This window comes from Neotabrizicola sp. VNH66 (assembly GCF_049445895.1).
GTDB lineage: Bacteria > Pseudomonadota > Alphaproteobacteria > Rhodobacterales > Rhodobacteraceae > Pseudogemmobacter.
The window spans coordinates 22,646-45,647 of sequence record NZ_JBMSDW010000026.1; the positions used below are offsets into that span (position 1 = coordinate 22,646).

Consider the following 23,002-nt stretch of genomic DNA (forward strand, 5'->3'; position numbering starts at 1 on the left):
AAGGAGTTTCCCATGGCCACCGTCACGCTTCAGGGCGTCCGCAAAAGCTTCGGCCGGACCGAGGTGATCCCGCCGCTCGACCTCGAGATCCGCTCGGGCGAGTTCATTGCGCTGGTCGGCCCCTCGGGCAGCGGCAAGTCCACGCTGCTGCGCATCATCGCCGGGCTCGAGGAGATCGACGCCGGCCGGGTGCTGGTCGATGGCCAGGACGTGACCGGGGTGCCGCCGGGCGAGCGCGACATGGCGATGGTGTTCCAGTCCTACGCGCTTTATCCGCACATGAACGTGGCCGAGAACATGACCTTCGCGCTGCGGATGCGCGGCGCGGACCCCGCCGAGATCGACCGCCGCCTGCAGCGGGCGCTCACGATGCTGGGGCTGCAGGACTATGCGCAGCGGCGGCCGGGGCAGCTTTCGGGCGGGCAGCGCCAGCGCGTCGCCATGGGTCGCGCCATCGTGCGCCAGCCGCGGGTGTTCCTGTTCGACGAGCCGCTGTCGAACCTCGACGCCAAGCTGCGCGCGGCGACGCGGCTGGAACTGCGGGCGCTGCACGATCAGCTCGGCGCGACCTCGGTCTTCGTCACCCACGACCAGATCGAGGCGATGACCATGTCCGACCGCGTGGTGCTGCTCGACCGCGGCCGGATCCAGCAGATCGGCACCCCGCGCGAGATCTACCGCGCGCCGCGCAACCGCTTCGTCGCGGGCTTCATCGGCTCGCCCGAGATCAACATCCTGCGCGGCCGGCTGGCGGCGGCCCCGGGCGGCGGGGCGGCCTTCGAGGGGCTGGCGTTGCCCGGGGCGGCGGCGCCCCCTGCGGCGCGGCAGGTGGACCTCGGCATCCGGCCCGAGCATATCGGGGTGGCCGACCATGCCGCGCCCGACCGCTGGCCCTTCGAGGTGCAGGCGGTCGAGTTCACCGGGCAGGACGCCTTCCTGACCGGGACCGCCCCGGTCGGGCGGCTCACGATCCGGCTGGACCTGCGCGACGAGACCGGGCTGGCCGAGACCGTCGCGCCCGGCCAGCGCCTGCACGTCTTCCCGCGCGAGGGGCACTGGCTGCTGTTCGATCCCGAGACCGGCGCGCGGATCGACGATGCCTGAGCCGGCGGCGCTGCGGCAGTTGCGCCTCGACGGCGGCCCGGCCGACGGATCGCGGCTGATCGAGGTGGCGAATGCCGCCGGGCTGACCGTCGATCTCCTGCCCGACCGCTGCCTCGATCTGGGGCAGGTGCGGCTGAACGGCGTGCCCTTCGGCTGGGTCGGGCCGAACGGCCTGGCCCCCGCCGCCCCCGGCGAGATGGATCAGGCGCTTGGCGGGCTGATGTGCACCTGCGGCTTCGATCACATCCGCCAGCCCGAGGCGCAGGGGGGCAGGCGCTATCCGCTGCACGGGTCGATGTCGTTGCGCAAGGCGCAGGTCGAGGCCGCCTGCGTCGGCCCGGACGGCAGCGCCGAGATCCGGGCGCGGGTCGCCCACGGCGTCGCCGGCGGCGCATCCTGGACGCTCCTGCGCCGCATCACCATCCCGGCCGACCGCGCCGAAATCGCCATCGAGGACGAGGTCGCGCTGCACGCGCCCGCCGAAGGGGACCGGGTGATGGCCCTCTATCACGTCAACCTGGGACCTCCGCTCGTCGGCGCGGACACCGTGGTGTCCGTCGCAGGACAGCCGCGCCCCGACCTGCCGGGTTCGGCCCCCGGCACCTTCTGCGAGCCGGCACCCCCCGGCGCGACGGTGGTCGAGGTTGGGCGCGGGATCGGCGATGCGCGTGTCCTGTTCCGGCTTGAGGCTGCGGCCGACCAGCTACCCTGGCTTCAATTCCACCGCCGGATCGCGCCCGATGGCGGCCTCTTCTGCGTCGAGCCTGCAACGCACGACCGACGACTGCGGACAGAGCTTGCGCCGGACGGGCCCGGACCCGAGGGGAACGTCCTTCGCCGGTTTCGGCTGCTCTTGCGCTTCGGTCACGAGGTCCCGTCTGCCCCGGAACGTTCGGGACAGACGTTGTCCGGACCATGAGCGGGACTGCATCGGCTGCCGGTTCCCGTAGCCCGCGCCCCGGACCCGCAGGCCGACCGATCAGTCGCCCCGCCACGGCGGGGTCAGACAGCCCGAAAGGCACCGGCCGGGTGCGTCGAACGTCTGCGCGCCCGAAACGTCATGCTTCCGCGCGGGCAGCGGGGGGCCCGGACATGGCGCCCATCGACCTTGACGCTGTCGGCAGGGGCGGCGTCGCCGGACAAGCAGCAAACGATCATCCCGCGACCAGGCAGCGCCCCCTCATTCTGCGGCCCGCGCGTTACTGGCAAAGGCACCCTCGGCCTCCCAGCGGCGCGCGATGGAGCCAAGCGTGTCCAGCACGCCGCGCAGTTCCGCGCCCCGGTCGGTCAGCCCGTAGCTGACTGCGGGCGGAATGGTCATGGTCTGCTCGCGCCAGACGACGCCGGCATGTTCCAGCATCCGCAGCCGTTCGGTCAGGACCCGCGTCGAGATTCCAGGCACCAGGCGCTTGATCGCGCCAAAACGCTGCGGCCCCTGCTCGGACAGGACCCACAGGATATAGATGGTCCACGGGCCGGTGATCACACGCAGCAGGCCCTCCATCGGGCAGGAGGGGGGCAGGGCGGTCTTCATCGCGGGCGCTCCTTGCGGCAGGAGAAGGCTGGTTACTTTTCGGTGCCTACTTTTATTTGTTCAGTAAGACTGCTAGGAAAAGCTACATCTGAAATCATCAGGTTTCAAGCAAAGCGCAAGCGGCGGCGTGCCGCCCGGGCTTGAAAGGACGACGACATGACGGACAGGCAACCTGCGGTATTTCTTCCGCATGGCGGGGGACCGTGCTTCTTCATGGATTGGGATCCGCCCGACCCCTGGCTGCGGCAGCGCAGGTTCCTCGAGGCGTTCCCGGCAAGCCTTCCGGCAAGGCCGCGGGCGCTGCTGGTGATCTCGGGCCATTGGGAGGAACGGGTGTTTACCGTGCAGACCAACCCCGCGCCGCCGCTGCTGTTCGACTATCAGGGCTTTCCGCCGCATACCTATCGGCTGACCTGGCCCGCGCCGGGCAACCCCGCGCTGGCGGCCCGTGTGCGCGACCTGCTGGAAGGGGCCGGGTTCTTGACCGGCGAGGATCCGGTGCGCGGCTACGATCACGGCGTGTTCGTGCCGCTGAAGGTCGCCTTCCCCGAGGCCGACATCCCGACCGTGCAGCTGAGCCTGCGTGCCGACCTCGACCCTCAGGCGCATCTGGCCGCGGGCCGGGCGCTGGCCCCCCTGCGCGACGAGGGGGTGCTGATTATCGGGTCGGGCAACACCTATCACAACATGCGGGTGATGATGCAGTCGATGCGCGGCGGGGCCCGCGGCCCGGTCGCGGGGGGCGATTTCGACCGCTGGCTCACCGACGCGGTGACGCAGGATGATCCCGCCCGCCGCGACGCGATGCTGGCGGCCTGGGACCAGGCCCCCGGCGGGCGCGAGGCCAACCCGCGTGAGGAACACCTCATCCCGCTGCATGTGGTGGCGGGGGCGGCCGGCGCGGATCGCGGTGCCAAGACGCTTGAGGATCATGTCATGGGCGCGGTGGAAAGCGCCTTCCGGTTCGGGTGACGCCATGGGTTTCGAACTGCCGATGCGCCCGGGCCCGCGCCCCCGGACCACCGATTGCGCCCCGCATGAACAGGTGTCGCAGAATTCGACCCCCGAGGTTCACGCGCTTTTCAAGCGCCGCGCCTTCGCCCTGCCCTTTGTCGAGCGCCGCCCCTCGGGCATTTCGGTTCCGGGGGCCGAGGCGCTGGTGCTGCCCCGGCCCCATGCCTGCGGCCCGCGCGAGGCCTTCATGATCGGGCGCGAATTCGCCCATGTGCATCCCTCCTACGACGGTTCGTCGCATCTGATGCTGCCCTTGCCCGCGGTGGAGGAGCTGATCGCGAAGGGCTGGGGCGAGCCGCATCCGATGGCGCGGCTGGGCTACATCCCCGCGACGGCGGTCATGGCCTTCGCCCCCCGTGACGCGGGCGAGGTCGATGTGATGCTGCGCCTGTTGACCACAAGCTGGGACTTCGCCCGCGGCAAGCTGGCAAACCCAGCCCCCGTGCATATCCACGACTGAGCGCAAAAGTTTCTCACGACATCTGAACAGGAGAAAGAACATGACCAGCATCCAGAGCGGCCCCTTCATCGTGACCGGCGCCTCCGGCCAGCTTGGCCGGCAGGTGGTCGATCTGCTGGTTCAGGCGGGTGTCGGGCCGATCATCGCCATTTCGCGCAATCCCGAAAGGCTTGCCGATCTGGCGGCAAGGGGCGTCGAGGCGCGCAAGGGCGATTTCAACGACCCGACGTCGCTCGACTCCGCCTTTGCGGGCGGCAAGCGCATCCTGATCATCTCGACCGACGATCTGACACCGGGCAAAAGGCTTGCCGCCCATTCCAACGCCGTCGCGGCGGCCAAAGCCGCGGGCATCAGCCATATCGTCTATACTTCGCTGACCAACCCGGTCCCCGACAGTCCGATCGGTTTCGCCCCGGACCACGCGGAAACCGAAAAGCTGATCGTGGCCAGCGGCGCCGATCACACCATCCTGCGCAACAACCTTTACGCCGATCTTCTGCTGATGGCAGGTGCCCAGAGCATCGCCTTGGGCCAGCACTTCGCCGCCGCTGCTGACGGCAAGACCGGATATGTGACGCGCGCCGATTGCGCCCGTGCCGCAGCCGCGGCGCTGATGACGGCCAGGGGAAAGCAGACCCTCGACATCACCGGCCCCGCGGCCGTGAGCCAGGCCGAGATCGCGGAGATCCTGTCCGGGATCGCGGGCAAGCCGATCCCCTATGTCGCCCTGCCCACCGAAGATCTGGTGCAGGCGATGATCGGGAATGGCCTGCCGGAGTTCATGGGGCGGGTCTTCGCCTCTTTCGACGAGGCGATCGCGCAAGGCTATCTCGACGTGGCCAGCGCCGATCTGAATACCCTGACCGGCCAGCCGGGACAGTCCGTTCGCGACTTCCTGCTGGCAAATAGGGCCGCACTGCTGCGCTCGCAGGGCTGAGGGCGGCAGGACGGGACGGTAAACGCCACCTTCCCGCCCGATGCCCTGCGCGTCTGCGCCGTGGCCTTCGAACTGGTGACCGACCTCGACATCGTCGAGGTCGGCCTCCGCGCCGGGGATGTCCTGCGGCGCAATCCGATGGCCAGGGTGCCCGTGCTGGAGGACGGCGATTTCGTCCTGTGGGAATCGCGGGCGATCCGTGGCTATCGCGCCAGCCTGCATCCCGAAGCGGGGATCGTCTCGCACGATCGCGCCCCACAGGCCCCGATGGACCAGTGGGCCTGGCGGCAGGTCATCCCTCCGGGACCGGCCATGCAGACACTGTCCTTCGGGCTCTTCCTGAAGGGAAAGTCCGGCATGGGCGATGCCGACCCGGCGACCGTCGCTTGCGAGCGCAAGGCCTGCGATCGGTTTCCGGACGTTTCCCAACAAGGGGCTGGCAGGCAAGGCCAGGACCGTCGGCGGCCAAAGCCTTGCCGCCTTCTGCATCACGACACGCTTCATGTATCGTGCTCGGGGCCGGGATTTCGCCCGATGCCCGGCGCGACCCCTGCGCCGAACCTTTCCCGCCGCCCTGCCGCCTCGACTTGGTGGGACTTTGCCGGTGATGCGTCCCGCGACCGGGTCTCGGCAATACGTGTGACGGCATCAGATCGTCCGGGACGTAAGCTCCGTCATCGCCGATCCGTTCCTCCTGCCCCGATGTGCGTCAGGCTGCGGCCCTTCGATATCCGACGATTCCGCTATCATGCGGACAGGCGAAGCCGCCCCGCAAGGCGGCTTCGAAGCGGTCATGTCGTGGCAGCGGAGGGGATTTCCTGTCCCGCACCGGCGCGCGGCCGTCGGATCCGGAACAGGATCGCATAGAGCACCGGCACCGCCAGCAGCGTCAGGACCGAGGCGAAGGCGAGGCCCCCCATGATCGTGACCGCCATCGAGGCGAAGAAGGCGTCCGGCAGCAAGGGCAGCATGCCGAAGATCGTCGTCCCCGCCGCCAGCACCACGGGGCGCAGACGGCTGACCGAGCCCTCCACCACGGCATCGTAATCAGCCGCCCCGGACGCGCGGCGCAGGTCGATCTCCTCGACCAGGACGATGGCGTTCTTCATCAGCATCCCCGACAGCGACAGGAAGCCCAGCAGCGCGGTGAAGGTGAAGGGCAGGCCGCTGGCCAACAGCCCCAGAACCATCCCGGTCACCGACATCGGCACCACAAGCCACAGGATCAGCGGCTGACGCACCTTGTTGAACATCAGGATCGAGATCGTCAGCATCACCAGGAAGCCCAGCGGCAACTGCTTGCCGAGCGAGGCCTGCGCATCCTGCGAGCTTTCGAACTCGCCGCCCCATTCCATCCGGTAGCCGGGTGGCAGCTCCATCGCCTCGATCTGGGCGCGGACGCTGCGGAAGGCCTGGTCCGCCGTCAGATCGGGCCGCTTGCTGCCCTGGGCGGTGATCGTGCGCTCGCGATCGCGCCGGTGGATCAGCGCCTCGGCAAGCTGGACCTCCATCCGCGTCACCATGTTGGACATCGGCACATAGGCCCCCGCGCCGGCCGACCAGACCGGCAGGTCCTGCACGCGGTCGATGCCGTCACGCTGGGACTCGGGCAGGCGCAGATAGATCGGCACCTCGGCGTCGCCTTCGCGCAGGGCTGCCACGCGCAGGCCCGAGGTGCCGAATTGCACCGTGTCGGCGATTGCCTGGCGGGTGGCGCCGGTCAGGCGCATCCGCGATTCATCGACGATCGGCACGACGCGCAATTCGCGCTGGCGCCAGTCGGTGCGCGGGTCGATGATCGTGCCGGCCGCCTCGTAGATCTTCAACGCTTCGTCGGCAAGTTGGCGCAGGATCAGCGGATCTGGTCCCGAGAAGCGCACCGCCACCGCAGCCCCCGCGGGCGGGCCGAAGACCAGTTCTTCGGTGCGGACCAGCGCGTGGGGGAACTCCATCGCCAGCTCGCGGTTCAGCCGGGCCGCCAGTTCCGGGATCACCAGGGCATCGCGCGTGCGCACGATCAGCTGGCCGTAGCTGGGGTCGGCCTGTTCGGGGTTGTAGGTCAGCATGAACCGGCTGGCCCCGCGCCCGACCAGGGTCGTCACGGCGACCACATCGGGCTCGGCCATGACCATCTGTTCCAGCCGCTGCATGGCGCGGTCGGTGGTGTGGATGTCGGTGCCCTGCGGCATCTGGAACTGGACATAGAACAGCGGCGTGTTCGAGGCCGGGAAGAAGGCCTGCTTGACCTGGCCGAAGGCCATGATCGAAGCGACGGTGATCCCAAGGATGACCACCATCACCAGCCAGCGGACCCTGAGCGAGCCGTGCAGGATCCCGCGGTAGGCCCGATACATGATCCCACGATAGGGATCGGCCGACACATCCTGCGGGGCCTTCAGCAGAAGCTTGCCGAGGTAGGGCGTGACCGTGACCGCCAGGACCCAGCTGAGCAGCAGCGAGATCGCGATCACGGCAAAGAGCGAGAACAGGAACTCGCCCGTCGCATCCGGCGAGAGCCCGATGCCGGAAAACGCCATGATGCCGATGACCGTGGCGCCCAGGAGCGGAATGCTTGTGGCGCTTTCGGTCTCGGCGGCGGCATCCTCGGGCGTCTGGCCGCGCGCCATGCCGATCACCATGCCCTCGGCAATGACGATGGCGTTGTCCACCAGCATCCCCATGGCGATGATCAGCGCGCCCAGGCTGATGCGCTCCATCTCGATCCCGAAGACGGCCATGAAGAAGACGGTCGCCATCACCGTCAGGCCCAGCGTCGCCCCCACCACAAGACCCGCGCGCCAGCCCATCGTCAGCATCAGCGCGCCCACCACGATGGCCACCGACTGGAACAGGCCGACAAGGAAGTTCGATACCGCCTCGTCCACCACCTTGTGCTGTTCGTAGATCGGGATCAGATCGGTGCCTTCCGGCAGGGCGCTGGCCAGTTCTGCCAGCCGGGCCTCCACCGCCTTGCCCACCGCCACCACGTTGCGGTCGGTCAGTGCCGAAACGCCGATGGTGAAGGCCCGCACGCCATTTTCGCGGATGATCTGTCGGGGCTGTTCCACCTCGTGGCGGCTGACGGTGGCGAGATCATAGACGGTGGCCTGCCCGACCTGCCCCGCCGCGCCCAGACGCAGCGCCTCGATCCCTTCGACCGTGGCATAGCCTTGCGGCACCGAGAGCGGGATGCGCGCGGTGTCGGCGGTGACCTCGCCATTGGCGAAGACCTGGTTCTCGCTGGCGATCACGCCGATCAGCTGGTCGGGCGGCAGGCCCAGACCGGCCAGGCGGGCCGGGTCGATGGCGATGGTGATCTCTTCCTCGATCAGGCCCTGGACCTCGACCTTGGCCACCCCGTCCACCGTCACCAGCCCGCGCCGCAGCATCGTCGCCAGATCGCGCTGTTCGGTGGGGGTCAGGCCATTGGTGGTCACGGCATAGAACAGGCCATACACATCGCCGAAATCGTCGTTGATGATGGGGTCCCGGGCACCGGCGGGCAGTTGGCCGCGCACGTCGCCGATGCGCCGGCGCATCTCGTCCCAGATCTGCGGGATCTCGTCGGGCCCGTAGCGCATGTCGATCTCGACGGTGATCTGCGCCATGCCGGGCATGGATTTCGACTGCACGCGGTCAAGCTGCCGCATCTGCTGCAGCGCGGTCTCGATGACATCGGCGACCTCTTCCTCGACCTCCTCGGCGGTCGCGCCGGGATAGGGCACGAAGACAAGCGCGGTCTTGAGCGTGAAGCTCGGATCCTCGAGACGGCCGACACTGGCAAGCCCCCAGAACCCGCCGAGCAGGCAGAACAGGATCGCAAGCCAGACGGCAACGGGGCGCCGAATGGCGCCGCGCGCGATGCTCATGCGTGCTGCATCAACCGTTTCGGATGCCATGCCGGTCATTCTCCCGTTCCGCATTTCGATGGATGGCGGTCTTAGTCCCCGCCGTCAGAGGCCGACGACCGCCACCCGCGCCCCGTCGCGCAGGCGCCACCAGCCGGTTGCGACCACCGTTTCGCCCGGCTCCAGCCCCTCCAGCACGACGATCCGGTTGTCGCTCGGCAGTCCGAGCCGGACATCGCGGCGGGTGACGGTGCTGTCCTCGGCGTTGTAGATCCAGACCGTCGGATTGGCCCGGCTGGTCGTGTCCACCGCCGAAACCGGCAGCGTCACCGCCTGCGCCGGACCGCTGCTTTCCTTTTCGCCCACCGCGACATTCGCCGTCATGCCCGGCAGGATGCGCGGGTCGATCTCGCCAAGAATGCGGAATTCGACATCGAAGGTCCGCGTCGCAGGGTTGGCCTCGGCCGCGAAACTGCGCGGCTCCAGCGTCGGGCGATAGCCGGGTGCCGCCGGAAAGGTGGCCGTAACCGAAAACAGGTCGGGCTGGACGCGGGCCACGGCGGCCAGATCCTCGGGCAGCGAAATGCGGATAAGGAGTTCGGACACGTCCTGAAGCCGGACCACCGGCTGGGCGGGCGTCACGTTGGAAAAGGCTTCGACATAGGTGCGGGCGACGATGGCATCGAAGGGGGCGCGCACCTCGGTCTGGGTCAGACGCCGTTCCGCCTCGCGCCGCGCCGCCTCGGCCTGGGCAAGTTGCGCGCGCACCGCGTCAAGCTGCGCGTCGGTGGCAACCCCGCGGTTCGACAGCGCCGAGGCGCGGGTGAACTCGCTGCGCGCCAGATCGTAAGAGGCGCGCGCGCGGTCCAGCGCAAGCTCGAAATCGGCTTTGTCGATCTGGCCGATCAGCCCGCCGGCCGGCACACGGGCGCCGGCGATCAAGGGAAACTCGACGATCTGGCCGGAAATCTGGAAGGCCAGATCGACCGTGCGCAGCGCCTCGACCGAACCGGCAAAGGACCGTGTCCTGGTTTCGGATTGCACAAGGGCCTGGGTCAGTTCGACCGGCAGCACAACCGCCGCGTCCGCCCTGTCCTGCGGCGCGGCAACAGCGCTTTCGGCCGGTTCCGTCTTGCCCTGCGCCAGGATCTGCCAGCTGGGCACGACAAGCAGGAAGGCACTGACAGCCGCCACGGCTCCGAACCCCAGAACTGCACCCAGTTTGCCTTTAGTGGGCATTTTCGATCATCTCCCTTATCGTCTGGCCGAGTTGCCTGCGAACGGCAGGCTCGCCGCCGGGAAGCGAGAGGAGGGCATGGAACCGCAGCCCCTGAAGCGCGAAAAAGATGAGACGATCGCGGTTTGCGTCCGTCGCCTCGGCCTCGATCTGTGCAAGATCGGCCTCCAGCGCGCGACGCAGCGGATCGAGAAGGTCGGGCTCCGCCGCAGCAACCGCCAGGATCGACATCGACAGGTCCGAATCCGCGCTGTCCAGACTGTCCAGCGACGCCAGATGCCGGCGCAGCGTGCGGTGCCGCGCATCCTGCGGCAGGCCCGCCTCCAACGCATCGTGTTCGGCCAGCATCTCTTTCAACAGCGCCGCCATGAGGTCGCGCTTGGTCGGGAAATTGTAGAGGACGCCTCCCTTCGACAGTCCCGCTTCGCGGGCAACCGCCTCGAAAGAGATGTGCGCAACGCCCTCGCGCGCGGCAATTGCACGCGCCGCGGCAAGGATCCGCGGGCTTGCATTCCGGCGCGCGCTTTGCGATTCTTGGATCAAGACTGTACCATCCGGTCGGTATACGTGACCGGGGAGGTAGCGTCGCCTCCCCCCGGGGTCAAGGCGGCCTGACGCATTTGTTGAAATGCCGGTTTTCGGTCGGGCGAGGGACTGATGAAACGCTTCAATTCCATTCTGGCAGTGAATGCCGCGATGGGCGTCTTTCTGGTCGGCTCGGTCGTCGGCGGTCTTGCTCCGAATGAAACCATCCTGACATTGGCGCGCGTCGTCCAGGGGGCCGCAGCGGGCATTGTCCAGCCGCTGGCGATGATCATGTTGTTCAAGGTCTTCCCTCCTGACAAGCGTGGCGCAGCGATGGGGATCTACGGGGTGGGTGTGGTGCTCGCCCCTGCTCTCGGGCCCTGGATCGGCGGCGTATTGATGGACGCCTTCGACTGGCGCTTCGTCTTCTATCTGGGCCTTCCCTTCGCCGGGATTGCCATCCTGCTGTCAAACCTTTTTCTGCCAGGTCGAGAGCAGACCGGGCCGCTTCCCGCTTTCGACTTCCCGGGCGTCGCGATCCTTGCGGTCTTTCTCGCCGTCCTCCTCAGCACATTGTCGAATGCTCAGCGTCTGGGCTGGGATTCGAACATGACACTTTTAGGCTTTATAGTGTCCGCAGCCTCGGCCGCAAGCTTCATTCTGTGGGAACTTCACACCGACAAACCCATGCTCGACATGCGGCTCTTTGCTAATTTTGCCTTCGTTTCTGCCTCGGTGGTGTCCTTCATCATGGGGGCAGGGCTTTTTGGCTCGACCTATCTCTTGCCGGTCTTTGTCCAGCAGATCCAAGGCATGACGCCGACGCAAGCGGGTCTTCTGCTGATGCCGTCGGGCTTCGTAATGTTGATCGTTTTCCCGATCGCAGGGCGCCTGTCCGACAGGGTTCCAGCCGCAATCCTGATTGGCATCGGCATGGCGATCTTCGCTTGGTCCTCTTGGCTGATGGCGGATGCGAATATCAACACAACATTCTGGACACTTGCCTGGTGGACCGTGATTTCCCGGGTGGGTCTGGGGCTGGTGTTCCCGGCAATTTCCTCAGGAGCTTTGAAAGTATTGCCCCGGCATCTCCTGGGGCAGGGCTCTGGGGCCTCGAACTTCATCCGCCAGCTCGGCGGCGCCTTCGGGGTCAACCTGCTCACTGTTTTCATCGAGCGGCGAACAGTCATGCACGCCGATGCCTTTGCAGCCACGCAAACCAGCGACAATACCACCACGATGGAACTTCTGCGCGAAGTCGCCGGCCTGATGCACTCGTCAGGGCTGCCAGACACGCAGCTCCTACCTGCCGCAGCCTCTTTTCTGGGGCAGACCGTGGTGATCCAATCATCAAACGCTGCGTTTCAGGACGGCTTCATGGTCGTGTTCGCGATCTTCGTTCTCGGGCACATAGCCGTCTCTCGATCATCGCGTTATCTCCCCCGCCATCACAGCGCGCCCGTGAACGGCAAGCGTCGCCACGAACCTTTGGCATCCGAACTGCCGGATGACATCGAGAATTCGAGCGTCGTAAGCCGCTTGCCCGATGAGCCGACACAGGTCCGATGCATGAAACTGCCGGTTGCTACTGGGTGCAGCCTTGATCTGGTTGTGCAACTCCCGCTCACGCGGATCAGGCGCTCGCTCCGCCGACGTGGACGCTGCCTCAGGTCGGCTCACCGTACCAGGTGAGGTGCGCCAACGGCGCATGAAGCCGAGGAGGAAGCCGGCCGGAACATTTTCGTTCCCGCGCGCCCGATTGAAGGCATGGAAGCAGTCCCAGATCACCTGCGTGTCGACGTTCCAGCAGGGCAGGGCCTTCTTCGCCGCCTTGATCAGCTCGGCCCAGCAGGTCTGGAAGACGTTCGATCCAGCGCTAATGGTGATCCGCCCTGAGAATACATTTTTGTTATCTTTCTCTATAGATGGTGATGTGTCGCCTGTGCCTGACGCAACATCCTGATCTTCACTCTCGGCGTCGAAGGCCGTGAACCGGAAAAGCCAGGGTGCGAACTTGCCGTTGGGCTTCTCTCGTCTCAACTCCAGCTCGGACGCCTCGAGTTCAGCCAGCAGCTCGGTCAGGTATTGGCGTGAGATGCCCATCTTGGACGCGAGATCAGCGAGGGTGAAGGCGGCCGTCCCGCGCGGCAGCCCGTTGTAGCCCTCCTTCCACGCGATGGCGTCGAGGATGACGGTTGCCAGCTTGTGGGCGGAAACGGATAAGTCTGTCTGGGTGATCCGTCGCAGGATCAGGCCGGTCGTGGGTTCCATGGTTGGTGTCTCCTGTGAGAGACGACCCCATGCCGAGAGCAAACAACATTATTGCCAGCAAAACAACTTTGCTGGTTGCAGAGGTTCGGACTGTGCGCTAGAAGATCCTTGTTCACGGGTTCTTCTAGCGCGGCGTCAGGCTTTACGGTCTGGCGTCGTTTCCCTTTTTGGGTTCAGTGCACGGTCTCCGGTGCAAGATGTATTGGAAGCGGGCCCGCCAGATGGAGGCCCGCACAGGTTCAGTAGCGGACCTCTTCGAAGCCGTAGTTCCCCTCATGATCCCGCCAATCGACGAAGACCGAGCGGTAGTTGACCTGTCCGCAGCCGCTTGGGCGAGGAAGGTCAGATGCTGTAGGCACGGCGGCTACGCTCGAACCTCGCCAGTGGTAATCACCTTGCGTGCCGTATGAACCAAGACGTGTGCCGTCGGATCGGATGCAATCGCCATCTCGATTTTGGCGCTGGCTGAACTGGATGTGAAAGACACGGATGCTGCGAACGAAGTCGAAAGCATCGCCCGAAATGTCGATGTCGGCTCGCTCGTCAGACTGGACCTGAACCAAGGGCAAGGGATCTTGCGGCACGCTGACCTGAGGCGCATCCCGGAAGGCAATGTCGTACAACCGTTCCATTGGCGACTCCAAGGCAGGGGCGCTGAACGACGCCCCCATCGGGCAGCGCCAGATCTGCAAGGGCGGCTCGATCGGCCAGGGCGTGATCCTGCGGATGAAGACCGCCCTTGCATGGGCACAAGGCGCCGATGCTGGCCAGCCGCCTGCCAGACAGAGCAAGATGGCGCAGTCGACCTGATAGGCTTGCGCCGGCTCGACCGACCCGACGAGGCTCGATACGGTGATGGCCGCGGCGGCTGTCGCGGTTCTGACCCTGTGCTTCATGACGCCGACTCCTGCTACAATGGTTCGGCGATACAAAACAACACTAACGATAGCAAGGCAATTTCATCGCGGGAGTTGCGGTGTGACCCCCCAAGGGCTGGTCGCAGATGTCGGTCTGACGCATGAAGTGGCTTCAGGGCACCGATTGGGCAATGGGATCCCCTAGCCAAGCATAAGTGGACATCGTACCGGCCAAGTAACCGGACGTGATCTCCGTATCCTGTAGCGCACTACTATGATAAGTATTCATTTTATGGAGAATGTGTACGGCCACGAAAGCGGCCAGCGGGAAGGTCATGTGATGGTCCGTGATGACGGCGAAACGGTAGGCTTGTTCGAGCCCCTCATGGTCTCGGAAGGCTCTCCTGTCCGCTCGGGCTTGAATGATCTTGTGCTCGAGTTGGCGGAGAAATCCGCCGCCTTCCGCAGCAGCTTGCCCGTTTCAATCGCAGAGCCGCTTGCCGATCTCGTGCGGGCGATGAACTGCTACTACAGCAACCTCATCGAGGGGCATGACACCCATCCCATCGACATCGAACGCGCGATGCGGAACGACTACAGTGCCGATCCATCGAGGCGAAACCTTCAGCTTGAAGCCAAGGCGCATGTCGCCGTTCAGAAATGGATCGACGAAGATGGCATGGCGGAACCACCGACCGCGCCTGCGTCAATCATCGAACTGCATCGCCGGTTTTGTGAACTCTTGCCGCCCGAGCTCCTCTTCGTCGAGAACCCAAAGACAGGCGAGAAAATCCCGGTTGTGCCCGGGGAACTGCGCACACGATACGTTGAAGTCGGACGGCATATCGCCGTCAGCCCTGGAGCCGTCCCCCGCTTCCTCGACCGAATGCACAAAGCCTATAGCCTTCCTGGCAGGATCGAACCGATCCTTGCCGCGGCTTGCGCCCATCACCGGCTTCTCTGGGTGCACCCCTTCCTTGATGGGAATGGGCGCGTTGCACGTCTCATGTCCTACGCCATGCTGCGCAAGACCCTGGACACGCGCGGTCTTTGGTCAGTGGCGCGCGGGCTGGCGCGGCAGGAGGCAGCCTACAAGGAACACCTCGCCGCCTGTGATGGGCCGCGCCGTGGCGACCGTGACGGCCGCGGCACGCTCAGCGAGGCGGCGCTTGCCTCCTTCGCGCAGTTCTTTCTGCGCATCTGCATCGACCAGGTGGAGTTCATGGCAGGGCTCATGCGACCGGACCGGTTGCGGGACCGCATTTTGATCTGGGCGGAAGAGGAGATACGTGCCGGATCCCTGCCTGTGAAATCCGATACTGTTCTGAAAGCTGTTCTTTATCAGGGACAGATCGAGCGGGGCGAGGTCGAGTCCATCCTGGGTACGAGCGACCGCACGGCGCGACGCGTGACCTCCGCGCTTCTCGAGGCTGGCGCGCTGTCCTCAGCATCGTCACGTGCCCCGCTAAAGCTGGCTTTTCCCGCCAAATTTGCAGGGCGATGGATGCCAGGGCTGTTTCCTGACCGGGAAGACTGAGAACTGAAAGCTCGCTTGAAACAGGCAGTGCATGAACTGGTACTCCGTTTCAGGGTCTCAGGACCGAGCGGGGACCACTACTCCACTGCGTCGAGAAACCGCCCGTACTCCTCGCTCACTTCCCTCGCTTCGATAAAGGCCCGTGCGCGCTCCTCGTCGAGGCAGCGGAAGTACTCCTGCACATCGGCGATGTAGGCCTCGAAATCCCCCTGGATCAGGTCCGCGTAGGCGCGCATGTCTTCGCGCGACGCAGGTAGGAACGGCCGCTCCGGCGGAGTGCAGGCATGGACCGGACCACACACCACAAGGACAGTGATCAGCAGCGCCAGGGGGATGTTGCACGCACAGGACATGTGCAGGGCAAAACTCCTTTGCCGCCTTTAAGATCACAAGTTTGTCAGGTATCACCGTTATCGGAGCAAGGCGATCTTCGTCAAGTCGTTTTAATTGTCTTGCTATCGTTCATGTTGTCTTGTATCGCCCGCGGTGTTGCGACCCCGTGGGCCCGAGACTGCACCTCACGCAGAAAAAAGGATCCAGGGAAGGCCATGATAGAAGTAGCACCGAATGTGGTTACAGAAGACGGGCTGCGCGGCCTCCTTGCCGAAGGCTACCTCATCGAGGTGGTCTGCAAGGAAGGCGCCGAGAAGCGCCATAACAGTTGGTACGGCGCTTGGGTCATCCGGGCGGTTGCCCCGGATGGAGGGGACGACAAAATGCTCGTCACCAGCCGCAGCGTCCTCAAATTGCGCGATTTCAAGACCATCGTCGGCCTTGTCAGCTTCCTTGCCGACATGGGCTGCACGACTGCCAGCATCCCGCTCATCGAAGGCGCCCGCGAACGCCATGCAGCCCCCGGGCGATCGCCCGAGCCGCGGACCGGTCCGGTTCTGGTCAAGGACAACTGACCGCGCGTTTGCGCTCGTCGTTGCACTGGGTACAGGTGTTTGTTCCGCACCCTTGACCCTTGCCGACGGTTTCATCTTCCAGGTCAGCCCTGATGGCCGACTGATCGACATAACTGATGCCACGAGCACCCTGCGCTCGTTCACCGGTGACGAAGACGCCCAGAATGGGCCCCTTCCAGATCGTCTCTTTCTCTTTGCAGCACCGCAGTCCCATGGGGATGATGCGCCCCTGAGCGATGTGACGGCTGCCGCAGAGGTCGCCCCGCGCGCCATCCGCGCCTCCCCCGAAATCCTCCACGCCATCGAGACCACAGCGTTGCGTTACGGCAGCCATGACGCTCTGCGCCAGGCGGGCCTGTCGGTCACCGATTGGGCGCTGTTCTACCGCGCCAATATCGAGGTCGAGAGCGCCTATAACCCGCGTGCGCTGAGCCCGGTTGGAGCCATCGGGCTCGGCCAGCTGATGCCCAACACCGCGCGCGATCTCGGCGTCGACCCCCATGACATCGCGCAGAACCTCGACGGGTCGGCCCGTTACCTTCTGATGATGCTCGAGCAGTTCGGCGATCCCGCGCTGGCACTCGCGGCCTACAATGCCGGCCCCCATGCGGTCACCCGCCATGGCGGCATTCCCCCTTTTCGAGAAACCCAAGGCCATGTGGCCCGTGTGACAGCCGTGTTCCAGCGGCTGAGAGGAGACCTGTCGTGACGTCCAAATCTTCTATTGTTGCGCTCGGCGCGATGGCGCTCATCGTGCTGGCGGGACCGGCGCTTGCTCAAAGCATTGACCTGTCGCCCGTGCAAACTCTGCTGCAAGGCATCGTGGATGCGATCACCGGCCCCTTGGGAATCGTGATCGGCACACTCGCGCTGATCGGTGTGTTTCTCTCCTGGCTCTTCGGTATCCTCGATTTCCGGCAAGCGCTCTGGGTCGTGGTTGCGATCGCGGGCATCGCCGCGGCGCCCACCATCGTCGCCGCCATCTGGACGACCTGAGAAGCACCCATGTCCGACCAGTCCCGCGTGTTCATCGGCCTTCTGAGGCCGCCCAAGCTGATGGGCTTGCCGATCATGTACGCCATGGTCTGGCTCTTTGGCTCGACGCTGCTGTTCCTCTGGGTGCAGAGCTGGGTGGTGGCCGTCTTCGCGGGGCTGGCCTGGCCGGCGCTCTGGAAGGCCGCGGACTGGGATCCGAACTTCCTCGATGTCCTGGTGATCACCTTGCAGGAAACCCCGCCCACGGCGAACCGCAAACTGCACGGAGGCGACAGCTATGCCCCGTGATGGAATTGCTGAGCACGTCGGGGAAGCGCTTGATCCGCTGACAGCCCTGCCCGCATGGGTCAAGGGCGAGAAGCGGCTCTCGTCGATGCTGCCTTATGTGAGCCTCGTGACCGACCGGACGATCCGGACGCGTGGCAACGAGCTGATGCAATGCATCCGGCTGGAAGGGGTGAACAGCACCACGAGCGAGGACGCGCATCTCGACCGGATCGGCGGGCTCCTCGCCGGGATCGTCGCGCAGGTGGGGACGGAGTTTTCCTTCTACCTGCACAAGGTGTCTAAAGCGGTCGACGTGACCCTGCCGCCCATCCCGGGCGAGGGTTTTGCCGCCGCCGTCGATAAGCGCTGGCTCGCCCATCTGGGCCGCTCGGGTCTGCGCGACAAGACATTGACCCTGACCGTGCTGAAGCGCCCGGAGACCGGCAGCCGCCTGCCGTTCGGACTTGGGCCCTCCCGCGCGCGGAATGCTGCCGACACAACCCGCCGCTTGCGCAAGCTCGACGAGGTCGTGGGTTTTCTCCTGTCGTCCTTCGATGAGTTGAAGCCCCGACTGCTTGCGGCCAGCACTGGCGAGCTTCTGGGCTTCCTCGGCTCCCTCAACACCGGCGAAGAGCACCCGCTCTTCCCGCGGTCACGCCTCGGCGTGATCGCAGAGGATGTGGCCAATACCCGCGTCACCTTTCGCGGTACGACCATCGCGCTTTCCGACGGTGCCGTAGGCGACAAGCTCGGCGCGATCTTCGCGGTGAAGAACTATCCCGCCAAGACCGACAGCCTGATGCTCGACGAGCTGAACCTGCCCGTCGACATGGTGGTCACGCATTCCTTCGTGCCGATCAACGCCAACATCATGGCGGGCCGGATCAAGCGGCAGCTGCGGCTTATGCAGGCCGCCAACGACGGAGCCGTCAGTCTCGCCCAGGAACTGGAGCTCGCGCAGGACGATCTGGAATCCAAGCGCCTGATCTTCGGCGAGCACCACATGACGGTGGCCGTCTACGCGCGCAGCCAAGCCGCCCTCGACGACATCGCGGCAGAGATCCGCAACATCTCCGCCACCTCCGGCATCAACCTGATCTCGGAGGCCTTCGGGGCACGGGCGCATTTTGTGGCGCAGCACCCCGGGAACACGGGCGCGCGGAGCCGCAAGGCCGCGATCACGAACCACAACTTCGCCGATCTCGCCACCTTCCACCGCACCCCGCTTGGCAAGACAGGTCGAGAAGTGCCCTGGAGCGTACCGATCACGCTCTTCCCGACGCCTGAGCGCAGCGGGTTCCGCTTCAACTTCCACGAACAAGGCGCACCGGATCGCGAGCCCACGGGTGGCCACACGCTGATCCTCGGCCGCCCCGGATCGGGCAAATCCGTGCTGGCGGCGTTCCTCATGACCATGGCGCGGCGCGCAGGCGCGCGGCTCTTCGTCTTCGACTACCGCGCCGGCATGGAAATGGCGGTCCGCGCGCTTGGCGGCAGCTATTCGACGGTGCGGGCCGGACGGCCCACGGGGCTTAATCCCCTGCAGACCGAGATCGATGCTCGCGGTCAGGCCTGGCTTGCCGACTGGCTCGCAAGCCTCCTCGAGCGGCGGGACAGACCCCTGACCCCGGTGCAGACCAACCGCCTGCAGGAGGTCGTGCGCCAGAACGCGAGTGCGGGAAACGCCGGCCTGCGGAACTGGTCGGACTTCGCCTCGCTCCTCGTCTCGACCGATGACGAGGGCGATCTCTTCGAGCGAATGCAGGAATGGACGGCCGATGGCCGCTACGGCTGGATCTTCGGGGCGAACGCAGATGACACGTTCCAAATTGGGGGCAGCACTGATGCTGACGTCGCGGGCTTCGACCTGACCGGCATCCTCGATTCCGAGAGCGAGCGAGAACGCATGGCGGTCCTGTCCTACCTCTTCCGCCGGGTCGAACGGGTGATCGAGGACCGCAAGCCCACAATCATCGTCATCGACGAGGCCTGGAAGGCGCTCGACAACGCGTATTTCGCGGAACGGCTCTCGAACTGGCTGGTGACCGCGCGCAAGCAGAACGCCGTCGTCGTGATGATGACCCAGTACGCCAGCCAGCTCGAGCGGACCCGGACCGGCAAGACCATCGTGGAAGCCGTGCCCACCCAAGTGCTTCTCCCCAACATCCGCGCCTCGGCGGCGGATTACGCAATGCTCGGCCTCAGCGACAAGGAACTCGACGTGCTCTTGGGCGTCGGCTCCGCCTCGCGGCTCGCGCTTGTGCGCGATGACCGCGGCGCGGTGGTGATCGACGCCGATCTCAGCGCCCTCGGCCCCCTCGTGACCATCCTTGGCGGCATGGAGAAAGGCGAGGCCCTCGTTGGCCCAGATTACCGTGACCGCCCTGATTTCTGGAGAGTGACATGACCCGTACCATCATCCGCAGCGTTGTGCTGCTCGGCCTTGGCCTCACCCTTACGGCTTGCGCGCAGCATAACCCCGCGCAAGCCAACTGCTTCAACTTCCGCGATGCACCCGCACAAGGCGCAACCGCCACCGCCACGATCTCGACCATGGGGGCGGAGGTCACGCGCCGCGACATGGCCTGCGATTTCGTCCTCTTGGGGGCGGGCGGCTAAGCCAATGCGGACCTGGCTTCCTCTCTCGATGATCGGCTTTGCACTGGCTGGTCCCGCTGCGGCGCCAGCTGTCGCCCAAGGCGTGCCGACCTTCGATCTGCGCCTGTTTGCCGAACGACAGGCGATCCTCGAGCAGACCGATCAGGATCTGGCACTTCAGCAGGACCGGCTGACCCGCGAGGAAGAGCTTGCCGAAATCGAGCGCCAGCAACTGGCCTCCCTCGAAGGGCTGGTGGATGCGATGTCCCTCGGCTCGGGTGATGTCGCAGGCACTGTGGCCGGGCTCGAGGCGGGGCAGGGGGCGGTTGGTGACGTCGAGAGCGCAGCCGCCAGCCTCTACGCGCCCGAGGACAACAATCCGGCTGCAGCCCGGATGTTTGGCGATGCCCGGGAAGGGATCGAGGAACTGATCATTCGCGCGGCCCGCCATACCCACAGCCTGCCCGGCGTGAGCCGTGCGGGCCTGTCGCTCGTCCAGTGGCGCTGCCTTTTGCAGGCCCTGATCTGGCAGGAAAGCCGCTTCCAGATCGGGGCGCGCTCTCCCGTTGGGGCCTTCGGGCTCACCCAGATCATGCCCGGAACGGCGGGCGATCTCGGGATCTACCCGGCCTATTACGACGACCCCTGGCTGCAGGTCACGGGCGGCGCGCGGTACCTCGCGCAGATGCTGAACATGTTCGATGGCAACATCATCCACGCCCTCGCCGCCTATAACGCGGGCCCCGGCAACGTGCAGAACTATGGTGGCGTCCCGCCCTTTGCGGAGACCCAGCATTACGTCGTGGTGATCCCGCAGCAGTACAACAGCTACCTCGCCGCCGTCGGCGGCATCGATGCGCTCGGCACGATCGACCCGGTGCTACTGGCGAATGCGAGCTTCAGCCTCTCGGCCCATGGTGCCGGGGTCTATGGGGATTATTCGCTGGTCTCGGTCCGCGCGGCAGCCCTGCGCGTGCAAGACATCATCACCCGCATCGGCGAGACGGAAGACCTGCACGAGGCCATCGCGCTCAACACCTATGCGCGCGCCGAGCTTGCCCGGCTGGTTGCGATCCGCACCCGGATCAAGGCCGCCCATACTCAGCCGCTGAGCGAGGAACAACTCGCCATGGCCGCGGCCCAAGCCGCCGAGCGGCAGTTCATGGATTTCACCCAGGAGACATTGCGATGATCCGGCGCTTGTACCGTTCCCTCACCACCACCGCCGCGACCCTCGCGCTGGCCACCGCCCTCGCGGGGCCCGTCACCGCACAGGGCGTGCCCACGGTCGATACACAGAACATCGCCCAGGAAATCCGCCAGCTTCAGTTGCTGGCCTCGACAGGTCTGCGCATCTCGGAAGCATTGTCCCTGAGTTGTGACGACCTGACGGAAGATGGGCTGATGATCCGCAAGGGCAAATTTGGCAAGAGCCGTCTCGTCCCTCTTCACGCCTCGACCCGTGCAGTGATGGAGCGTTATCTCGATCAGCGACGCATCGTCCGTGATGCTGGTCATGACCTTTTCGTGCTCGGGCACGGTCACGCACCGACGGCGACGAGAGCACACGTGGTCTTCGTACGGATCGTGCGCAAGCTCGGATACCGCAATCCGACTGGTCCCGGCCCCCGGCTACACGATTTGCGCCATACCTTCGCGGTTCGGTCCTTGGAGACCTGCGGGAACGATCTGCGGTCGGTCCTGCGGCACATGAGGGCCCTGAGCACCTATCTCGGCCATGTCGATATCGCCAATACCTATTGGTATCTCGAAGCCACCCCCGTCTTGTTGCAAATGATCGCGGCAACGGCGGAACAGACGTGGATCGGGGGTGTAGCATGACCCCGCTCGCGCCGGACCTGTCGGCTTTCCTGCAGAAGCATCTGCCCGATGAGCGTGGCGCCAGCCAACATACCATCGCCGCCTATGCCCACGCGTTCACACTCTTGCTGCGGTTTGCGGCCACACGCCTTAAACGACAGCCTTCTGACCTTTTGATCGAGGATCTCGACGTCAGGCTGATCAGGGCCTTTCTTGAGCACATCGAAGAGGGTCGAGCCAATACCGTGCGATCCCGCAATGCCCGGCTGGCAGCGATCAAGGCGTTTTTCCGCTTCCTTGAACCAAGGCGTCCAGCCTGCCTCGAACAGGCGATGATGATCAGGTCGCTGCCCGTCAAACGCACGGATGTAAAGCTGATCGACTATCTGACGAAGGACGAGGTGCGCGCCTTGCTTGCGGCCCCAGACGGCAGAGTGCCGGCTGGGCTGCGTGATCGGGCGATGCTTCATCTGGCCTATGCAGCAGGTTTGCGGGCATCTGAACTTCTCGCAGTTCGGATGGACGATTTCCCGCGGGGCTCGTTCGCAAACATCCGGGTGCTTGGGAAGGGCCGTCGGGAGCGGGTGCTGCCGCTCTGGAAGGAGACGCAAGCAGCCATTCGGGCCTGGCTTGCCGTCCGTCCCAACGATGTCGGGCCGGAACTCTTCCTGAACCGCGATGGCGGCCCGATGACGCGGGATGGTTTCGCCTACCGGCTCCGCCAACATGTGGCCGTGGCCGAACGCGCGACCCCTTCGATCGCCGACAAGCACGTGACCCCGCATGTGCTGCGGCACAGCTGTGCCATGCACACGCTGCAGGCTACCGGTGATGTCCGCAAGGTCGCCCTTTGGCTGGGTCATGCCAGCCTCCAGACGACCGAGATGTATTTGCGCGCGGACCCGACCGAGAAGCTTGCTTTTCTCGAAGCGCATCATGCCCCGCTGATCAAGCCGGGCAAGTTCCGGCCGCCGTCTGACAAGCTGATGGCAATCCTTGCGGCCGCGACAGGCGCGAAGGCGCGGCTATGACCACGGCACCGTTCTGAGTAACTGACTCGCCGTGCATCGGCAGCGTCCCACATAGGA

At 65.6% G+C, this 23,002-nt stretch carries 23 protein-coding genes and 1 pseudogene; 17 read left to right on the forward strand and 7 right to left on the reverse strand.

The window, feature by feature from the left end:
* The first annotated feature begins 12 nt into the window (after positions 1–12).
* Together ACO2Q5_RS22215 and ACO2Q5_RS22220 are read left to right on the forward strand one after the other, a co-directional pair.
* Positions 13–1,104: an ABC transporter ATP-binding protein gene (locus ACO2Q5_RS22215; protein WP_423295151.1), complete on the forward strand. Its 1,092-nt coding sequence runs from the start codon at positions 13–15 to the stop codon at positions 1,102–1,104.
* A complete protein-coding gene (locus ACO2Q5_RS22220; RefSeq protein ID WP_423295153.1) occupies positions 1,097–2,023 on the forward strand; it encodes a DUF4432 family protein in 927 nt (308 codons plus the stop codon). Before ACO2Q5_RS22215 ends, ACO2Q5_RS22220 begins: the two co-directional genes overlap by 8 nt.
* Positions 2,024–2,284: 261 nt before the next feature.
* On the opposite strand, the gene ACO2Q5_RS22225 is transcribed toward ACO2Q5_RS22220, so the two are convergent.
* Positions 2,285–2,638, reverse strand: a complete 354-nt coding sequence (locus ACO2Q5_RS22225) for a winged helix-turn-helix transcriptional regulator (RefSeq protein WP_423295155.1) — start codon at positions 2,636–2,638, stop codon at positions 2,285–2,287.
* 213 nt (positions 2,639–2,851) lie between these two features.
* Between ACO2Q5_RS22225 and ACO2Q5_RS22230 the strand changes: the two genes are divergently transcribed.
* From ACO2Q5_RS22230 to ACO2Q5_RS22245, 4 genes are read left to right on the forward strand one after another with little or no spacing between them, the layout of a single operon-like run.
* The gene (locus ACO2Q5_RS22230) at positions 2,852–3,610 is read left to right on the forward strand and encodes a DODA-type extradiol aromatic ring-opening family dioxygenase (protein WP_423295157.1); all 759 of its coding nucleotides are present in this window, start codon (positions 2,852–2,854) and stop codon (positions 3,608–3,610) included.
* A 4-nt stretch (positions 3,611–3,614) separates the two neighbouring features.
* Complete coding sequence (locus tag ACO2Q5_RS22235) at positions 3,615–4,112, forward strand: luciferase family protein (protein ID WP_423295159.1); 498 nt, start codon at positions 3,615–3,617, stop codon at positions 4,110–4,112.
* A gap of 40 nt (positions 4,113–4,152) precedes the next feature.
* Positions 4,153–5,049, forward strand: a complete 897-nt coding sequence (locus tag ACO2Q5_RS22240) for an NAD(P)H-binding protein (RefSeq protein WP_423295161.1) — start codon at positions 4,153–4,155, stop codon at positions 5,047–5,049.
* Positions 5,050–5,094: 45 nt separating this feature from the next.
* The gene (locus ACO2Q5_RS22245; protein ID WP_423295197.1) at positions 5,095–5,916 is read left to right on the forward strand and encodes a glutathione S-transferase family protein; all 822 of its coding nucleotides are present in this window, start codon (positions 5,095–5,097) and stop codon (positions 5,914–5,916) included.
* Here ACO2Q5_RS22245 and ACO2Q5_RS22250 read toward each other — a convergent pair.
* From ACO2Q5_RS22250 to ACO2Q5_RS22260, 3 genes are all read right to left on the reverse strand, one after another.
* Positions 5,841–8,918 (reverse strand): efflux RND transporter permease subunit, encoded by a 3,078-nt coding sequence (locus tag ACO2Q5_RS22250; RefSeq protein WP_423295163.1) that lies wholly within the window; start codon positions 8,916–8,918, stop codon positions 5,841–5,843. The genes ACO2Q5_RS22245 and ACO2Q5_RS22250 overlap by 76 nt on opposite strands.
* Positions 8,919–9,002: 84 nt before the next feature.
* Complete coding sequence (locus ACO2Q5_RS22255) at positions 9,003–10,136, reverse strand: efflux RND transporter periplasmic adaptor subunit (RefSeq protein ID WP_423295165.1); 1,134 nt, start codon at positions 10,134–10,136, stop codon at positions 9,003–9,005.
* Positions 10,126–10,677, reverse strand: coding sequence for a TetR family transcriptional regulator (locus tag ACO2Q5_RS22260; protein ID WP_423295167.1), 552 nt, complete (start codon positions 10,675–10,677; stop codon positions 10,126–10,128). The genes ACO2Q5_RS22255 and ACO2Q5_RS22260 overlap by 11 nt, the downstream gene beginning before the upstream one ends.
* A gap of 114 nt (positions 10,678–10,791) precedes the next feature.
* Between ACO2Q5_RS22260 and ACO2Q5_RS22265 the strand changes: the two are divergent.
* Positions 10,792–12,063 (forward strand): annotated as a pseudogene (locus ACO2Q5_RS22265) (DHA2 family efflux MFS transporter permease subunit); the annotation flags it as partial.
* A 21-nt stretch (positions 12,064–12,084) separates the two neighbouring features.
* Here the strand turns inward: ACO2Q5_RS22265 and ACO2Q5_RS22270 are convergent.
* Positions 12,085–12,930: a hypothetical protein gene (locus tag ACO2Q5_RS22270; RefSeq protein WP_423295170.1), complete on the reverse strand. Its 846-nt coding sequence runs from the start codon at positions 12,928–12,930 to the stop codon at positions 12,085–12,087.
* Between the two features lie 239 nt (positions 12,931–13,169).
* Positions 13,170–13,826 (reverse strand): hypothetical protein, encoded by a 657-nt coding sequence (locus tag ACO2Q5_RS22275; RefSeq protein ID WP_423295172.1) that lies wholly within the window; start codon positions 13,824–13,826, stop codon positions 13,170–13,172.
* Positions 13,827–14,127: 301 nt separating this feature from the next.
* Here ACO2Q5_RS22275 and ACO2Q5_RS22280 point away from each other — a divergent pair, with 301 nt between their 5' ends.
* A complete protein-coding gene (locus ACO2Q5_RS22280; RefSeq protein ID WP_423295174.1) occupies positions 14,128–15,324 on the forward strand; it encodes a Fic family protein in 1,197 nt (398 codons plus the stop codon).
* Between the two features lie 77 nt (positions 15,325–15,401).
* On the opposite strand, the gene ACO2Q5_RS22285 is transcribed toward ACO2Q5_RS22280, so the two are convergent.
* Positions 15,402–15,560: a hypothetical protein gene (locus tag ACO2Q5_RS22285; RefSeq protein ID WP_423295176.1), complete on the reverse strand. Its 159-nt coding sequence runs from the start codon at positions 15,558–15,560 to the stop codon at positions 15,402–15,404.
* Between the two features lie 48 nt (positions 15,561–15,608).
* Here ACO2Q5_RS22285 and ACO2Q5_RS22290 point away from each other — a divergent pair, with 48 nt between their 5' ends.
* The 9 genes from ACO2Q5_RS22290 to ACO2Q5_RS22330 are packed head-to-tail and all read left to right on the forward strand — an operon-like array spanning position 15,609 to position 22,945.
* On the forward strand, positions 15,609–16,232 hold the full coding sequence (locus tag ACO2Q5_RS22290; protein WP_423295178.1) for a hypothetical protein: 624 nt from the start codon (positions 15,609–15,611) through the stop codon (positions 16,230–16,232).
* Entirely contained in the window at positions 16,171–16,941 is a 771-nt protein-coding gene (locus ACO2Q5_RS22295) for a lytic transglycosylase domain-containing protein (protein ID WP_423295180.1), read from the forward strand. The genes ACO2Q5_RS22290 and ACO2Q5_RS22295 overlap by 62 nt, the downstream gene beginning before the upstream one ends.
* Positions 16,938–17,228 carry a TrbC/VirB2 family protein gene (locus tag ACO2Q5_RS22300; RefSeq protein ID WP_024811680.1) on the forward strand — a complete coding sequence of 97 codons (291 nt, stop codon included), beginning with the start codon at positions 16,938–16,940 and terminating at the stop codon, positions 17,226–17,228. Before ACO2Q5_RS22295 ends, ACO2Q5_RS22300 begins: the two co-directional genes overlap by 4 nt.
* A 9-nt stretch (positions 17,229–17,237) precedes the next feature.
* A complete protein-coding gene (locus tag ACO2Q5_RS22305) occupies positions 17,238–17,516 on the forward strand; it encodes a type IV secretion system protein VirB3 (RefSeq protein WP_045682577.1) in 279 nt (92 codons plus the stop codon).
* Positions 17,506–19,902 carry a type IV secretion system protein B4 gene (locus tag ACO2Q5_RS22310; RefSeq protein WP_423295183.1) on the forward strand — a complete coding sequence of 799 codons (2,397 nt, stop codon included), beginning with the start codon at positions 17,506–17,508 and terminating at the stop codon, positions 19,900–19,902. The genes ACO2Q5_RS22305 and ACO2Q5_RS22310 overlap by 11 nt, the downstream gene beginning before the upstream one ends.
* Positions 19,899–20,114 carry a hypothetical protein gene (locus ACO2Q5_RS22315; protein ID WP_423295185.1) on the forward strand — a complete coding sequence of 72 codons (216 nt, stop codon included), beginning with the start codon at positions 19,899–19,901 and terminating at the stop codon, positions 20,112–20,114. Before ACO2Q5_RS22310 ends, ACO2Q5_RS22315 begins: the two co-directional genes overlap by 4 nt.
* 4 nt (positions 20,115–20,118) lie before the next feature.
* A complete protein-coding gene (locus tag ACO2Q5_RS22320) occupies positions 20,119–21,285 on the forward strand; it encodes a lytic transglycosylase domain-containing protein (protein ID WP_423295187.1) in 1,167 nt (388 codons plus the stop codon).
* Positions 21,282–21,935 carry a tyrosine-type recombinase/integrase gene (locus ACO2Q5_RS22325; protein ID WP_423295189.1) on the forward strand — a complete coding sequence of 218 codons (654 nt, stop codon included), beginning with the start codon at positions 21,282–21,284 and terminating at the stop codon, positions 21,933–21,935. Before ACO2Q5_RS22320 ends, ACO2Q5_RS22325 begins: the two co-directional genes overlap by 4 nt.
* Positions 21,932–22,945, forward strand: a complete 1,014-nt coding sequence (locus ACO2Q5_RS22330) for a tyrosine-type recombinase/integrase (protein ID WP_423295190.1) — start codon at positions 21,932–21,934, stop codon at positions 22,943–22,945. The genes ACO2Q5_RS22325 and ACO2Q5_RS22330 overlap by 4 nt, the downstream gene beginning before the upstream one ends.
* Positions 22,946–23,002 lie beyond the last annotated feature (57 nt).

What these genes read in the sequence shown, in the direction of transcription:
- ACO2Q5_RS22215 (WP_423295151.1), top strand. Translation starts at nt 13, where the DNA reads ATGGCCACCGTCACGCTTCAGGGCGTCCGCAAAAGCTTCGGCCGGACC.
- ACO2Q5_RS22220 (WP_423295153.1), top strand. Translation starts at nt 1,097, where the DNA reads ATGCCTGAGCCGGCGGCGCTGCGGCAGTTGCGCCTCGACGGCGGCCCG.
- ACO2Q5_RS22225 (WP_423295155.1), bottom strand. Translation starts at nt 2,638, where the DNA reads ATGAAGACCGCCCTGCCCCCCTCCTGCCCGATGGAGGGCCTGCTGCGT.
- ACO2Q5_RS22230 (WP_423295157.1), top strand. Translation starts at nt 2,852, where the DNA reads ATGGATTGGGATCCGCCCGACCCCTGGCTGCGGCAGCGCAGGTTCCTC.
- ACO2Q5_RS22235 (WP_423295159.1), top strand. Translation starts at nt 3,615, where the DNA reads ATGGGTTTCGAACTGCCGATGCGCCCGGGCCCGCGCCCCCGGACCACC.
- ACO2Q5_RS22240 (WP_423295161.1), top strand. Translation starts at nt 4,153, where the DNA reads ATGACCAGCATCCAGAGCGGCCCCTTCATCGTGACCGGCGCCTCCGGC.
- ACO2Q5_RS22250 (WP_423295163.1), bottom strand. Translation starts at nt 8,918, where the DNA reads ATGAGCATCGCGCGCGGCGCCATTCGGCGCCCCGTTGCCGTCTGGCTT.
- ACO2Q5_RS22255 (WP_423295165.1), bottom strand. Translation starts at nt 10,136, where the DNA reads ATGCCCACTAAAGGCAAACTGGGTGCAGTTCTGGGGTTCGGAGCCGTG.
- ACO2Q5_RS22270 (WP_423295170.1), bottom strand. Translation starts at nt 12,930, where the DNA reads ATGGAACCCACGACCGGCCTGATCCTGCGACGGATCACCCAGACAGAC.
- ACO2Q5_RS22275 (WP_423295172.1), bottom strand. Translation starts at nt 13,826, where the DNA reads ATGAAGCACAGGGTCAGAACCGCGACAGCCGCCGCGGCCATCACCGTA.
- ACO2Q5_RS22280 (WP_423295174.1), top strand. Translation starts at nt 14,128, where the DNA reads ATGGTCCGTGATGACGGCGAAACGGTAGGCTTGTTCGAGCCCCTCATG.
- ACO2Q5_RS22285 (WP_423295176.1), bottom strand. Translation starts at nt 15,560, where the DNA reads ATGCGCGCCTACGCGGACCTGATCCAGGGGGATTTCGAGGCCTACATC.
- ACO2Q5_RS22290 (WP_423295178.1), top strand. Translation starts at nt 15,609, where the DNA reads ATGGACCGGACCACACACCACAAGGACAGTGATCAGCAGCGCCAGGGG.
- ACO2Q5_RS22295 (WP_423295180.1), top strand. Translation starts at nt 16,171, where the DNA reads ATGCAGCCCCCGGGCGATCGCCCGAGCCGCGGACCGGTCCGGTTCTGG.
- ACO2Q5_RS22305 (WP_045682577.1), top strand. Translation starts at nt 17,238, where the DNA reads ATGTCCGACCAGTCCCGCGTGTTCATCGGCCTTCTGAGGCCGCCCAAG.
- ACO2Q5_RS22310 (WP_423295183.1), top strand. Translation starts at nt 17,506, where the DNA reads ATGCCCCGTGATGGAATTGCTGAGCACGTCGGGGAAGCGCTTGATCCG.
- ACO2Q5_RS22315 (WP_423295185.1), top strand. Translation starts at nt 19,899, where the DNA reads ATGACCCGTACCATCATCCGCAGCGTTGTGCTGCTCGGCCTTGGCCTC.
- ACO2Q5_RS22320 (WP_423295187.1), top strand. Translation starts at nt 20,119, where the DNA reads ATGCGGACCTGGCTTCCTCTCTCGATGATCGGCTTTGCACTGGCTGGT.
- ACO2Q5_RS22325 (WP_423295189.1), top strand. Translation starts at nt 21,282, where the DNA reads ATGATCCGGCGCTTGTACCGTTCCCTCACCACCACCGCCGCGACCCTC.
- ACO2Q5_RS22330 (WP_423295190.1), top strand. Translation starts at nt 21,932, where the DNA reads ATGACCCCGCTCGCGCCGGACCTGTCGGCTTTCCTGCAGAAGCATCTG.